The 12,911-nt window shown below is 72.5% G+C and carries 14 protein-coding genes; 10 read left to right on the top strand and 4 right to left on the bottom strand.

Annotation, left to right across the window (positions count from 1 at the left end; all coding sequences use genetic code 11):
• The first annotated feature begins 66 nt into the window (after positions 1-66).
• From ACZ4E1_RS03920 to ACZ4E1_RS03905, 4 genes are all read left to right on the top strand, one after another.
• Complete coding sequence (locus tag ACZ4E1_RS03920; RefSeq protein WP_467535542.1) at positions 67-633, top strand: rhodanese-like domain-containing protein; 567 nt, start codon at positions 67-69, stop codon at positions 631-633.
• Positions 630-902 carry a metal-sensitive transcriptional regulator gene (locus ACZ4E1_RS03915; RefSeq protein ID WP_467535540.1) on the top strand — a complete coding sequence of 91 codons (273 nt, stop codon included), beginning with the start codon at positions 630-632 and terminating at the stop codon, positions 900-902. The genes ACZ4E1_RS03920 and ACZ4E1_RS03915 overlap by 4 nt, the downstream gene beginning before the upstream one ends.
• A gap of 104 nt (positions 903-1,006) precedes the next feature.
• Complete coding sequence (locus ACZ4E1_RS03910; protein ID WP_467535538.1) at positions 1,007-1,990, top strand: GNAT family N-acetyltransferase; 984 nt, start codon at positions 1,007-1,009, stop codon at positions 1,988-1,990.
• A 23-nt stretch (positions 1,991-2,013) separates the two neighbouring features.
• A complete protein-coding gene (locus tag ACZ4E1_RS03905) occupies positions 2,014-2,490 on the top strand; it encodes an HIT family protein (protein ID WP_467536640.1) in 477 nt (158 codons plus the stop codon).
• On the opposite strand, the gene ACZ4E1_RS03900 is transcribed toward ACZ4E1_RS03905, so the two are convergent.
• Entirely contained in the window at positions 2,477-3,133 is a 657-nt protein-coding gene (locus ACZ4E1_RS03900; RefSeq protein ID WP_467535536.1) for a maleylpyruvate isomerase N-terminal domain-containing protein, read from the bottom strand. The two genes, ACZ4E1_RS03905 and ACZ4E1_RS03900, sit on opposite strands and share 14 nt — an antisense overlap.
• Before the next feature lie 70 nt (positions 3,134-3,203).
• Between ACZ4E1_RS03900 and ACZ4E1_RS03895 the strand changes: the two genes are divergently transcribed.
• Together ACZ4E1_RS03895 and ACZ4E1_RS03890 are read left to right on the top strand one after the other, a co-directional pair.
• Positions 3,204-3,722: a GNAT family N-acetyltransferase gene (locus ACZ4E1_RS03895; RefSeq protein ID WP_467535534.1), complete on the top strand. Its 519-nt coding sequence runs from the start codon at positions 3,204-3,206 to the stop codon at positions 3,720-3,722.
• Positions 3,719-4,189 (top strand): pyridoxamine 5'-phosphate oxidase family protein, encoded by a 471-nt coding sequence (locus tag ACZ4E1_RS03890; RefSeq protein WP_467535533.1) that lies wholly within the window; start codon positions 3,719-3,721, stop codon positions 4,187-4,189. The genes ACZ4E1_RS03895 and ACZ4E1_RS03890 overlap by 4 nt, the downstream gene beginning before the upstream one ends.
• 98 nt (positions 4,190-4,287) lie before the next feature.
• Here the strand turns inward: ACZ4E1_RS03890 and ACZ4E1_RS03885 are convergent, their stop codons facing one another.
• From ACZ4E1_RS03885 to ACZ4E1_RS03875, 3 genes are all read right to left on the bottom strand, one after another.
• Positions 4,288-5,898, bottom strand: a complete 1,611-nt coding sequence (locus tag ACZ4E1_RS03885) for an MDR family MFS transporter (RefSeq protein WP_467535531.1) — start codon at positions 5,896-5,898, stop codon at positions 4,288-4,290.
• 182 nt (positions 5,899-6,080) lie between these two features.
• On the bottom strand, positions 6,081-6,719 hold the full coding sequence (locus ACZ4E1_RS03880; protein WP_467535529.1) for a TetR/AcrR family transcriptional regulator: 639 nt from the start codon (positions 6,717-6,719) through the stop codon (positions 6,081-6,083).
• Positions 6,720-6,753: 34 nt separating this feature from the next.
• The gene (locus tag ACZ4E1_RS03875; protein ID WP_467535526.1) at positions 6,754-7,524 is read right to left on the bottom strand and encodes a TetR/AcrR family transcriptional regulator; all 771 of its coding nucleotides are present in this window, start codon (positions 7,522-7,524) and stop codon (positions 6,754-6,756) included.
• 146 nt (positions 7,525-7,670) lie between these two features.
• Here ACZ4E1_RS03875 and ACZ4E1_RS03870 point away from each other — a divergent pair, with 146 nt between their 5' ends.
• Genes ACZ4E1_RS03870 through ACZ4E1_RS03855 form a run of 4 tightly spaced genes read left to right on the top strand, consistent with a single transcriptional unit; the run spans position 7,671 to position 12,908 of the window.
• Positions 7,671-9,515, top strand: a complete 1,845-nt coding sequence (locus ACZ4E1_RS03870; RefSeq protein WP_467535524.1) for a glycosyltransferase family 2 protein — start codon at positions 7,671-7,673, stop codon at positions 9,513-9,515.
• A gap of 5 nt (positions 9,516-9,520) precedes the next feature.
• Entirely contained in the window at positions 9,521-10,615 is a 1,095-nt protein-coding gene (gene galE, locus ACZ4E1_RS03865) for a UDP-glucose 4-epimerase GalE (RefSeq protein ID WP_467535523.1), read from the top strand.
• Positions 10,606-11,934 (top strand): UDP-glucose dehydrogenase family protein, encoded by a 1,329-nt coding sequence (locus ACZ4E1_RS03860; protein ID WP_467535521.1) that lies wholly within the window; start codon positions 10,606-10,608, stop codon positions 11,932-11,934. The genes galE and ACZ4E1_RS03860 overlap by 10 nt, the downstream gene beginning before the upstream one ends.
• Positions 11,931-12,908 (top strand): UDP-glucuronic acid decarboxylase family protein, encoded by a 978-nt coding sequence (locus ACZ4E1_RS03855; protein WP_467535520.1) that lies wholly within the window; start codon positions 11,931-11,933, stop codon positions 12,906-12,908. Before ACZ4E1_RS03860 ends, ACZ4E1_RS03855 begins: the two co-directional genes overlap by 4 nt.
• Positions 12,909-12,911: the final 3 nt, after the last annotated feature.

Below are 12,911 nucleotides of genomic sequence, written 5' to 3'. Positions count from 1 at the left end.
CCCCTTGGGGTATATCTGATACCCTCAGGGGTATAAGATCGCCGCGCCGTCTCACCTGGGAGAAGCATGAGCACCACCCTGGCCCCCGCCGAGCTGCACGCCCGGTCCGCCGACAGCACGCTGGTCGTCGACGTCCGCGCCCCCGGCGAGTTCGCCGCGGGCCATGTGCCCGGCGCGATCAACGTGCCGGCCGAGCACCTCGACGACCTCCTCCCCGACCTGCGCGCGGCCGCCGAGCGCCGCCACATCGTCGTCGTCTGCGCCGCCGGCCAGCGCTCGGCCGCGGCCTGCGCGAAGCTCGCGGACGCCGGGGTCGACGCCGTGGGCCTCGCGGGTGGCACGCAGGCGTGGACCGCCGACGGACTGCCTGTGCACACGGTGGACCGGCCGGGCCGCTCCGTGTGGGCCATGGACCGCCAGGTCCGCTTCGCCGCGGGTTCGCTCGTGCTGCTGGGCCTCGCGCTCGGCCGCCGCGCCCCCAAGGGCCGGCTGCTCGCCGCCGGTGTCGCGTCGGGCCTCGTCTACTCGGGCGTGAGCAACACGTGCGGGATGGCCGTGATGCTCGGCAAGCTCCCCTTCAACCGCCCCGAGCCCGGCGCTCTCGACTCGGCCCGCGCGGCCCTGCGCGCATGAAGGGCACCGACAACCCCGAGGCGATGGACGCGGTCCTCAAGCGACTGCGCCGCGCCCAGGGCCAGCTGGCCGGGGTCATCGCGATGATCGAGGCGGGCCGGGACTGCAAGGACGTGGTGACCCAACTGGCCGCCGTGTCCCGCGCCCTGGACCGCGCCGGCTTCAAGATCATCGCCTCCGGCATGCGGGACTGCATGAACGCAACGGACGGCGAACAGCCCCCGCTCACCGAGGAAGAACTGGAGAAGCTCTTCCTCTCCCTGGCCTGACCCGGAATCGCGCACCGCGCGAAGGGGCCCGCACGCCGCCGTGCGGGCCCCTTCGCTCACCAACAGGGTGGCGGCCCGCTCTCGCCGTCCGGGATCATCCGGTCATGCCGAACGAGACGCGAGGACAGGACCTTCCGGCCGGCTTCGAGTTCCGGCCGTATCGCGGCGCCGCGGACCACGGGCCCATGGCCGCGGTCCGGCTGGGCTGCGCCGCACGGGACGGGATCGACTCCCGGTCCGTGGTGGAGGGGCTCCCGACGGCGGCCGAGATCGCCGAGGCCTCGGCCGCACTGGAGGATCCGGACCGGAACCAGATCCTGGTCGTGCACGACGGGAGCGTCATCGGCTACGTGACGATCCGCTGGTGGCAGGAGCGGGACGACACCTGGCTCTACCTGCACCGCGGCCACCTGCTGCCCGAGCACCGCCGCCGGGGCATCGGCTCCGCCATGCTCGGCTGGGCCGAAGACCGCATCCGCCGACTCGTCGAAGACCATGGGACGGCGCGGACCGCGGTGATCGGCGCGAACGCCACGGCATCCGAGCAGGACTCGACAGCGCTTCTCCTCGCGGCCGGCTACCAGCGGGTGTTCAGCCTGGTGGAGCTGGAGCTGAGCGACCTCCGCCGGCTGCCCGAGCCGACGGACGGACTGTCGGCGGGTATCCGGCTGGGCCCGATCGCCCCCGCCCACTACCGCGCGGCCTGGCGAACGGTCGTCGACTCGTACGCGGGCGCGGAACACACCCCGAAGTGGTCCTTCCAGGACTTTGCCGCCACCGCCGAACCGGCGTGCTGGCGGGCCGCCTGGAACGGGCAGGACATGCTGGGCGTGGCCCTGTGCTCCATCCGCCGGCACGACCACACCCTGGGCGAGGTCGAAGAGCTGAGTGTCCGAACGGACCGGCGCCGCCTGGGAATCGGCCGCGCCCTGCTACTGGACGGCCTGCACAGCCTGCGCGGACACGGGGCGACGACCGCCAGGCTGTACACGGGCACGGCGAACCCGCACCGTTCCTACGACCTGTACGAAAGTGTGGGATTCCGACGCCGCGGCGAATACGCCCGCTACCGCAAGCCACTCGCATGACCGGCGACGCGAGCACCTGGCCCCTGCCCGACGGATGGCGGACGGACCGGATCGGGAGCGCGCTGCGGGGTGAGAACCCCACGGTGCTGCGGCGATTGAGCGCCGGCTTCGCGGTGATCGGGGATGTGCAGTTCCTGCCGGGGTACTCGGTGCTGCTCATCGACGATCCGGCGGTGGAACGGCTGTCGGAGCTGCCTCGGGCGCGGCGTTCGGCCTTCCTCGACGACATGGACCGGCTCGGGGAGGCGGTCGAGCGTGCCTGTCGGCGGCTGGACCCCGCGTTCCGGCGGGTCAATCTGGAGGTCCTCGGCAACACCGACGCCTTTCTCCACGCACACGTGTGGCCGCGGTACGACTGGGAGCCGGCCGAGTCGGTGCGGCGGCCGGTGTGGCTGTATCCGCGGGAGCGCTGGGCCGATGCGCGATATGCGCTCGGGTCGCGCCATGAACCGTTGCGCGCCCGGATCACCGCCGAGTTGGCGAAGCTCAGCCCAGGGTGAGGGGGAGGTGGGAGGCGAGAGGGCCCAGGGTGGTGGCTTCCGAGGGGGTCGGGGGGCGACGGCCTGTGGCCAGTTGGAGCGTGGCGCGGTCGTCGAGGGCGGGAGGGAACGGGGCCCCCACGATGCGCTCCAGGAGGGTGCGGGTCGCCGTCAGGGACTCGGGGGCGGGGCCGGGGGCGTGGGGGAGGTGGGCTGTCAGGTCGAGGTGGTGCAGGGTCCATTCCAGGACGTACGCGTCAAGGTAGTCGCGGGCCGTGAGGACCATGTCCTGGGTGCTCACGCGGGCGTCGGGGTCGGCGAGTTCGGCCGCCCGGCCGGCTGCCGAGCCGACGTCGTCCAGGTGGAAGGCGAGCAGGGCCGGGTCCTCGTACGCCGCGGCGAGCCGGACGGTCAGGGCGTCCAGCGGGTCCTCGCCGGTCGGCGGCTCCTCCCCCACGTGCCAGTAGGACGCCGCGTCGGCTGTCGGTTCCGCGTCCGAGGGGGTGACGAGGGTGATCAGGACGTCCTGCGCGTCGATGACGAGATGGCAGACGAGGTCGCGGACCAGCCATCCGGCGCAGCCCGACGGCTGGGCGTAGTCCTCGGGGGCGAGCCCCGCGACGGCGGAGCGCAGGTCGGACCAGGAGCGCGCGAAGAGTTCCACGCGGGCACGGTACCCGGCGCCGGGGGTGCGGGCCGCGTGGTTCGATGCCCCGATGGAGTGGAGTGGTCAGGTGAGCGATCAGGCAGTGGTGGACGCGCGAGGGGACGCGGATCTCGCGGAGTGTGTCGAGGTGCTCGGCGCCGTGCACCGGGCGGACGGCTATCCGGTGAACTGGCCCGCCGATCCGGGCGGTTGGCTGCGGGTGGACGGGGCGATCGGAGCGTGGGTGGCGCGGCTCGACGGGCGGGTGGCCGGACATGTCCTGCTGGCCAGGCCCGCCCCCGGTGACGTGGCGCCCCGGCTCGCCCCGCCGGACCGGCCGACGGCTGTCGTGGGACGGCTGTTCGTCGCACCGGCCGCGCGCGGCAGGCGGATCGGGGCGCGGTTGCTGGAGCGGGCTGCGCGCGAGGCGCGGCGGGACGGGGCGCGGGCCGTGCTGGACGTGGTGACGCGGGATGTCGCCGCCGTCGCGCTGTACGAACGGGCGGGCTGGACGTTTCTCGGCGCGGGGCAACAGGAGTGGGGGCCCGGCGAGTTGGTCGACGTACGGTGTTACGCGGCATCCCCGACGAGCGAGGAAACCCCATGACCGAGACCGCGCCGGCCCGATCGGCGAAGCAGCGCAAGCAGGACACGATCCGGCGCTTCGAGGAGGACGTCGACGCGTGGGTGGCGACGGCGGCGCCGGAGGGCGGGGCGCCCCACATGATGCCGCTGTCGTTCCTGTGGCGGGACGGGCTGTTGTACGTGTCGACCCGGGCGTCCAATCCCGTGGCCCGCAATCTCGTCGCCGGGGGTCAGGTCCATCTGGGGATCGGGCAGACGCGGGACGTCGTACATGTGGAGGGCGTCGCAGAGGCTCTGGGTGACGGCGAGGCCGATGAGGGGCTGCGGCGGGAGTTCGCGGCGAAGACCGGGTTCGACCCGGCGGGGATCCAGGGTCAGCGGTATCTCTATTTCCGGATCCGGCCGGTACGGATTCTCGCGTGGCGGGAGGTCAACGAGCTGGCGGAACGCGAGCTGATGCGCGACGGCGCCTGGCTCGTCGCCGACTGACCGACTGACCGACTGACCGACTGACCGGCTGACCGGCTGACCGGCTGCGGCCCCCGGCGCTCCAGGAGCACCGGGGGCCGCAGGCACGACAGGGAGGGTCAGGCGACCGGCGACGGGGCCGGGGCGGAGTCGTCCGCGGGGGCGTTCTCCGCGTGCCAGTCCGCCGTGTCGGCCAGCGGCTTCTCCTTCAGGACGAAGGCGAGGACGAGACCGACGGCGAAGACGGGCAGCAGGTACAGGAAGATCGGGACCAGCGCCTCCTGGTAGGAGTTGACGACCGTCTCCCGCAGGTCCGTCGGCAGCGCCCGCACCAGCGCGGGCGTCAGCGAGTCGCTGTCCCCCACCTTGGCCGCGGCCTCCGCGGGAATGCTCGCGGCGAGCTGATCGGTCAACCGGCTCGCGAACACCGCGCCGACGACGGCCGTGCCGAGCGTCGCGCCGATCTCCCGGAAGAAGTTGTTCGCGGAGGTGGCGGTGCCGACCTCGCTGGCCGGGAAGTCGTTCTGCACGGCGAGCACGAGCGTCTGCATCATCAGACCGACGCCGGCGCCCGCGAGGCCGACGTAGACGCAGACCAGCCAGACCGGGTCGGAGACGTCGAGGGTCGACATCAGGTAGGCGACGAGCATGATGATGACCGTGCCGGCGATCGGGTAGATCTTGTACTTGCCGGTCTTGGACATGATGGCGCCGGACGGCAGCGCCGTGGCCATGATGCCGACGACCATGGGGATCAGCAGCAGTCCGGACTCCGTGGCGGACTTCCCGTAGACCATCTGCAGGTACGTGGGCATGTAACCGACGATCGCGAACATGCCGAGGCCGATCACGATCATGCCGAGCAGGGTCGCCACGTTGAAGATCGGGCTGCGGAAGAGGTGGAGCGGGATGACCGGCTCCTTCGCGCGCTTCTCGGCGACGAAGAAGAGCACCCAGGCGACGACCGCGCCGACGCCGAGCCCGATGACCAGCGGGTCGGACCACTCGTACTGGGTGCCGCCCCAGCTGGCGAACAGGACGGTGCAGGTGACGGCGGCGGCCATCAGCACGGTGCCGAGGTAGTCGAGCGTGACCTGGACCGCCTTGCGCGGCAGCTTGATGGCGACGGCGGCGACGAAGAAGGCGAGGACACCGAGGGGCAGGTTGACCCAGAAGGCCCAGCGCCAGGAGTGCTCGTCGGTGAACCAGCCGCCGAGCAGCGGCCCGACGACGGAGGACAGGCCGAACACGGCGCCCATCGGGGCCATGTACTTGGCGCGCTCGCGCGGCGGCACCAGGTCGGCGATGATCGCCTGCGAGGTGATCATGAGGCCACCGCCGCCGAGACCCTGGAGGGCGCGGCCGGCGATGAGCGTGCCCATGTTCTCGGCGAGTCCGCAGACCACGGAGCCGACCAGGAACAGGGCTATGCCGGTGAGGAAGATGTTCTTGCGGCCCATGAGGTCGCCGAGCTTGCCGTAGACGGGCATGCCGACGGTGGCCGCGAGGATGTACGCGGTGGTGATCCACGCCATGTGCTCGATGCCGTTGAGTTCACCGACGATGGTCGGCAGGGCGGTCGAGACGATGGTCTGGTCGAGGGCGCCGAGCAGCATCGTGAGCATCAGCGCGGCGAAGATGAGGCCGAAGTTGGCCGGCTTGGCGATGCTCTCGTCGGCCGCCGCGGCGGCTGCCTCGTCGATGCCCTCGGGTGCGGGGGCGTGCGTCATTACGGGGTTCTCCGATGGATGAGGTCGTGCGGACGGCCCGTTCGAAGGTCGAGGTTCGAAGTTCGACGTGCGAAGGACCGTGTGTGGCGTGGTGAGAGCGGTCGCCGGCCACGGGTACTGGTGTTCGGGGAGGGGGTTCGTGGGTGACCGCACGGGGGGAACCGGTCACGCGGGCGGGGCCGTCACTGCACGGCGGCCCGCCCGAACAGAGCGCGCAGCGCCGTGAACGCCTCGCGTACGGAGGCGGCCGGGCCCGCGCTGTGGTCGCTCTGCTGCGACCACCGTTTGAGCCCGCTGCGGACGGTCGCCATGGCGAGGCCCGCGAGCAGTTCCGCGTCCGCGCCGTCGGCCGGGGTGCCGGTGCGCAGGGCGATGACGCCGGCGAGATCACGCTCGACGGCCTCGCACTGGGCGAGGAACGTGGCGAGCACCGAGGGCACGCCCTCGGCGATCCGCAGGATGTCCTCCAGCTCCCGGGGGCTGGGGGCCGCCTCCTGGAGATGGTCCGCGAGCACGTCGCCGAGGTCGCGCAGCACGGCGTCGGTGTCCTGGCCCAGGCCCTCGGCGAAGCGGTCGGCGAGGGGGGCGGGCAGGGCGCCGGGCAGGGCGAAGAGCGCGGCTTCCTTGCTGGGGAAGTAGTTGAAGAAGGTGCGGGGCGAGACCCCGACCTCGGTGCTGATCATCTCGACCGTGACCTTCGCGAACCCCAGTTCGCGCACCAGGCGCAGGGTCGCGGCGTGCAGGTCGGCACTCGTCTTGCGGCGCCGGCGTGCGCGCAGCCCCTCGGCCGGGGCGCCGGGTCGGTGGTCGGTCGTGGTCACGGCCGAGATTCTTGCACACCGTGCAAACTTGCGGTCACTGCACCCCCGGGTCCCCCGCCGGGCCCTGCGACCCCTCCGGCTCCTCCCTCGCCACCCGGCGCAGCAGCGCGTCGAGCCCGGTACCCAGCTGGTCCTCGCCCTCCCGCTCGGCCATGAGCGGGGCGAGCTCGCGCAACCGGGGCAGTTCGCGGGCCGGGAGCCGGTGGAGCCCGAGGCGGAACGCGGGGTCCGGTTCGTCGGGGTCCTCGTCCATGGCGCGCAGTTCCACGATGAGCCAGCCGAGCAACCAGGCGGTGAAGGCGCGGTGCAGCCGGACCGCCTTCGCGCCGTCCAGGCCCGCGTCGACGAGCAGGGCGAGGATGCGCTCGTCGGCGCGCAGGACGGCGAGCGGGCGGCGGGCCAGCGGGGTGGAGAGCAGGCGGGTGGCGAGCAACGGTACGACGTTCGGGTGGCGCAGGGCGACGGCGTGGGCGGCGCGGGCGATCCGGTCCAGCTCGGCGCGCCAGCCGCGCCGGGCGGGCTCGGCGTCGAGCGCCGCCTCCAGTTCACCGAAGAAGGCCTCGACGAGTCCGTCGAGGAGGGCGCCCTTGCCGTCGGCGTAGCGGTACAGGGCCATGGCCTCGACACCCAGTTCGGCACCGAGGCCGCGCATGCTCAGCCCCTCCAGCCCGTCCCGGTCGACGACCTCCAGGGCGGCGGCGAGCACCCGTTCGCGATTCAGGCGGCCGTATTTGCCTCGGTCGGAGGCGCGGCGGGCGGGGGGATCTCCCCGGTCGGCCGAGGATCGTGCGGAGCTCTTCGGCATGACGCGCTCCTTTCGCCCGGGCCTCGTGTCACCCCGGTCCCGATTTCCTCCCGGGCCCCACTTGACCCAGCTCCACCATAGGCGCAAAGTCGTACATATACGTCGTAAACATACGGCGTTCGTGTACAGCGCAGGAAGGTGCGGCCATGACGCACCACGAGCCGGTTCCGGCGATCGTCCCCACCGGGGACCTGCGCGAGGTCGCGGCCCATCTGTCGCGCATCTCGGACGGGAACGTGGTGGCGGTGGCCCCCGACGGCCCGTTCTTCGGCCGGCCGTGCCGGGTGCGCGAGGTCCTTCCGACCACGTTCGTGCCCGCCCTCCCCCGCCGTGACCGGGCCGCCCTGTTCACCATCGCGGTCGGCTGGGCCGTGAGCCTGGTCTGGTTCTGGACCTGGTGGCTGCAGCCCGAGCACCGGGCGAGCTGGGCGGGCCTGATCGTGAACAGCATGCTGCTGCTGTACCTGACCGGCCTGCCGGCCTACTTCTTCGCCACGGCTCTGCGGCTGCGCCGCGTGAACCCGGCGCTCGCGATTCCCTCGCTGCCGGTCGCGTTCGTCGTCACACGGGCCCCCTCGGAGCCGTGGCCTTCCGCACGCGTCACCCTCGAGGCGATGCTCACCCAGGTCTTCCCCCACCCCTACGACGTGTGGCTGTGCGACGAGGCACCGAGCCGCGAGATCGTCGGCTGGTGCCACCGCCAGGGCGTGCGGCTTTCCTCGCGCCAGGGCCTCGGCTCGTACCACCGCAGGACGTGGCCGCGCCGTACCCGCTGCAAGGAAGGCAACCTCGCCTACTTCTACGACCACTGGGGCTACGCCGACTACGCGGTCGTCTCCCAGCTCGACTGCGACCACGTCCCGGAGCCCGGCTATCTCGCCGAGATGGTGCGGCCCTTCGCGGACCCGGCCATCGGCTACGTGGCGGCGCCCAGCGTCTGCGACGCGAACGGCGCCGCGTCCTGGTCCGCGCGCGGCCGGCTGCACCGGGAGGCCGTGTGGCACGGCGCGGTGCAGCTCGGGCACAGCGACGGACTCGCCCCGATGTGCATCGGCTCGCACTACGCCGTGCGCACCCGCGCCCTGCGCGACATCGGCGGCCTGGGACCCGAGCTGGCGGAGGACTTCTCGACCACGTATCTGCTCAACTCGGCGGGCTGGCAAGGGGCGTTCGCCATCGACGCCGAGGCGCACGGGGACGGGCCCCTGACCTTCTCCGACATGGTGACGCAGGAGTACCAGTGGTCGCGCAGCCTGACCACGATGCTGCTCGGCCTCCTGCCCCGGCATCTGCTCCGGCTGCCCACCGCCCTGCGGCTGCGCTTCGCGTACGCGCTCGCCTACTACCCGCTCCTCGGGCTGATGATCGTGGCCGGACTCGTCCTGCCCCCCATCGCCGTGATCACCGGTATCGCGTGGATGAACGTCGACTACTTCCAGTTCCTGCTGCACTTCTGGCTGATGCCCCTGTGGCTGATGCTCACCCTGTGGCTGCTGCGCCGGCGCCTCCTGCTGAGGCCGCGCGGGGCCCCGCTGCTGAGCTGGGAGGTCTGGCTGTTCGCGCTGGCACGCTGGCCGTTCGTCATCGCGGGTCTGGTCGGCGCCGTGCGCCAGAAGCTGCACCCCCGGCAGGTGACCTTCAAAGTCACACCCAAGCACGTGACCGGGCCGCGCCCGCTGCCCGCCCGGCTGACCGTGCCGTTCGCCCTTCTCGGCACCGCACTCGCCGCGGTCGCCGTGTACGGCGAGCTGGCGAGCCCCGCCGTCGGCTACGTCTTCCTGTGCCTGCTCGCGGGCACGACGTACGCGCTGGTCACGATCGCCGTACCGCTGCTGCACGTGCGCGAGACCGCCCGCACGGCCGACGCGCCGCTGCGCACCGTGCTCGCCACCGCACGCGTCCCCCTTCTGACGGCGATCCCGGCGGTGCTGACCGTCGCGACCGGCGTCGTCCTCTACCCGGCCTACGTGGCCGCCGTCCTCGGCTGGTGAGCTCCGTGTCCGAACGCCCCAGCGCCCCCTCCACCGTCCTCGTCACAGGCGGCGCCGGCTTCATCGGCAGCCACTCCTGTGTCGAACTCCTCGACCACGGCTACGAGGTGATCGTCGTCGACGACTACTCCAACAGCAGCCCGCGCGTGTTCGCACGGGTCGAACGGATCGCCGGCCGCTTTGTCGGCGCCGTCTATGAACTGGACATCCGTGATCGGCGCGCCCTCTCGGCCGTATTCGACCGTCACCCAGTGGACGCCGTCGTGCACTTCGCCGCGCACAAGGCCGTGGGCGAGTCGACACGGATGCCCGTCACCTACTACGACGTCAACGTCGGCGGAACGACGGCGCTGCTGCACGTCATGGCCGAACACGGCGTGCGCAGCCTGGTGTTCTCCTCCTCCTGCTCCGTGTACGGAGAGGCGGGCGAAGGCCCCCTGGACGAGGACACGCCGCACCGGCCGACCAATCCGTACGCGTCGTCGAAGGCGCTGTGCGAGGCGGTCCTCGCCGACGTCTGCCGCACCGACCCACGCTGGACGGTGCTCTGCCTGCGCTACTTCAACCCGGCGGGCGCGCACCCCAGCGGCCTGCTCGGCGAGGACCCGCACGGCACCCCCGACAACCTCTTCCCCTATCTCGCCCAGGTCGGCGTCGGCAGACGGCCCCGGCTGCGGGTGTTCGGCGCCGACTGGCCGACCCCGGACGGCACCGCGATCCGCGACTACCTGCATGTGATGGACACCGTGGAGGCCCATCGGGTCGCCCTCGACCAGCTGGCCGCCAGCTCCGGCATGACGGTGTTCAACCTCGGCCGGGGACACGGAAGTTCGGTCCTCGACGTGCTCGCCGCCTTCGAGCGGGCGAGCGGACGCACGATCCCTCACGAGATCACGGAGCGCCGCGCGGGCGACGTGGCCACGCTCGTGGCGGACGCGGGCGCGGTGGCGCGCGCCTGGGGCTGGCGTCCCACCCGGGACCTGGCCGACATGTGCCGGGACGCCTGGCGTTTCCAGCAGCTCAATCCCGACGGCCTCCAGGGCGAGCCCCGGCGGCCGGGCACCACCAAGCAGTACGAAGGAGCGGGACCATGCGGATGACGGTCATCGGCACGGGATACGTCGGCACGGTGCACGCGGCGTGCATGGCGAACATCGGGCACGAAGTGCTCGGCATCGACATCGACGCCGAGCGGGTCGCGTCCCTGGCGGCGGGCCGTGCCCCGCTGCACGAAGAAGGCCTCGACCCGCTGCTCGCGCGCGGCGTCGCCTCCGGGCGGCTGCGATTCTCCACCTCGCTCACCGAGGCGGCACGCTTCGCCGACCTGCACTTCGTGTGCGTGGGCACTCCGCAGCGCCGCGACGGCGAGGGCTGCGACCTGCGCTTCGTCGACGCCGTGATCGAGGAGCTCGGGCCGCCGCTGCGGCAGGGGGCCCTGGTCGTCGGCAAGTCGACGGTGCCGGTCGGCACGGCCGCCCGGCTGCAGCGCCGACTCACCGAGCTCGCGCCGGGCACGGAGGTGGCCTGGAACCCGGAGTTCCTCCGGGAGGGCGCCGCGGTGGCCGACACGATGCGTCCCGAGCGGCTGGTGCTCGGCACGTCCTCGGCATGGGCGGACGAGCTGCTGCGCGACGTGTACGCGCCGATGGTGCGGGCCGGGGTGCCGGTGTTCTCCGCGGACACGGCCACGGCCGAGCTGGTCAAGGTCGCCTCGAACGCCTTCCTCGCCACAAAGATCTCCTTCGTCAACGCGATGGCCGAGGTGTGCGACGCGGCCGGCGCCGATGTGACCGTACTGGCTCGCGCGATGGGCGCGGACACCCGGATCGGGCCGCGCTTCCTGGAGCCGGGCCTCGGCTTCGGCGGCAGCTGCTTCCCCAAGGACATCCGCGCGTTCGCGACCCGCGCCGAGGAGATCGGTGCCGGTCCCGCCGTCGCGTTCCTGCACGAGGTCGACCGGATCAACACCCGGCAGCGCACCCGCACCGTGGACCGGGCCCGCGCGCTGCTGGGCGGCGACTTCACCGGCCGCCGGATCGGCGTCCTCGGTGCCGCGTTCAAACCCGGCAGCGACGACGTACGCGACTCGCCGGCCCTCACCGTCGCGGCGGCCGCCGCGGCCGAGGGCGCGACGGTGCGCGTCCACGACCCGCAGGCTCTCGACAACGCCCGTACCGTGCGCCCCGAGCTGACGTACGCGCTGGACGTGCCGAAGGCCTGCGAGGGGGCGGACCTGGTACTGCATCTGACGCAGTGGCCGGAGTACCGCGCCCTGTCCCCCGCGGCTCTGGCCGCGGTCGTCCGCACCCCGCTGATCCTCGACGCCCGCAACTGCCTGGACGGGCGGGCGTGGGGTGCGGGCGGCTGGACGTACCACGCACTCGGCCGTCCGGCACCGGCCACCGGAGGTGTGTCATGAGAGTGGTGGTCACGGGAGGCGGCGGTTTCCTCGGCTCCCATCTGTGCGAGGCCCTGCTGTACCGGGGCGACACCGTGTGGTGCCTGGACAACTTCTGCACGGGCGCCCCGAAGAACGTCACGCACCTGCTGCCCGAGCCGCGCTTCCGGCTCGTGTCCTGCGACGTGACCGAGCCGTTCGACGTGCCGGGGCCCGTGCACGCGGTGGCCCACCTGGCGAGCCCCGCCTCGCCGCCCGACTATCACCGGCTGCCGCTCGAGACACTGTCGGTGGGCAGCCGGGGCACGGAGAACGCGCTGCGGTTCGCGCTGCGCCGCGGCGCCCGGTTCCTGCTGGCGTCGACGAGCGAGGCGTACGGCGACCCGGAGGTGCACCCGCAGCCGGAGGACTACTGGGGCCATGTGAACCCGGTGGGCCCGCGCAGCGTGTACGACGAGGCGAAGCGGTACGCGGAGGCGCTGACGACGGCCTACCGCCGCTCGCTCGGTGCCGACACGGGCATCGTGCGGATCTTCAACACGTACGGTCCGCGGATGCGCCCGCACGACGGCCGCGTCGTCTCCACGTTCCTGCGCCAGGCCCTCGCCGAACGGCCCCTCACCGTTTTCGGGGACGGCTCCCAGACCCGTAGCTTCTGTTACGTGGACGATCTCGTGCGCGGTCTGACCGCGATGCTCGACAGCTGTTCCGAGGGCCCGGTGAACCTGGGCAACCCGGGCGAGTTCACGGTGCGGGAACTGGCCGATCTGGTGCTGAAGGTGACGGGTTCGCCGTCGCCGGTCGAGTACCGGCCGCTTCCCGTGGACGATCCGTGCAGGCGCCGCCCCGTCATCGACCGGGCGCGCGCGGAGCTCGGCTGGAGCCCGACGGTCCCGCTGGAGGAAGGGCTGCGCCGCACCGTGGCGTGGTTCAGGTCCCGTGCGGCGGACCGGGCGGCGCCCGCCGACCCGGACCGCAAGCCTGTGCAGGTGTGAGCG

Source organism: Streptomyces sp. NPDC025806, from assembly GCF_055558275.1.
The sequence above is the reverse complement of the archived record's forward strand: the minus strand, read 5'-3'. Positions and strand labels throughout refer to the sequence as shown.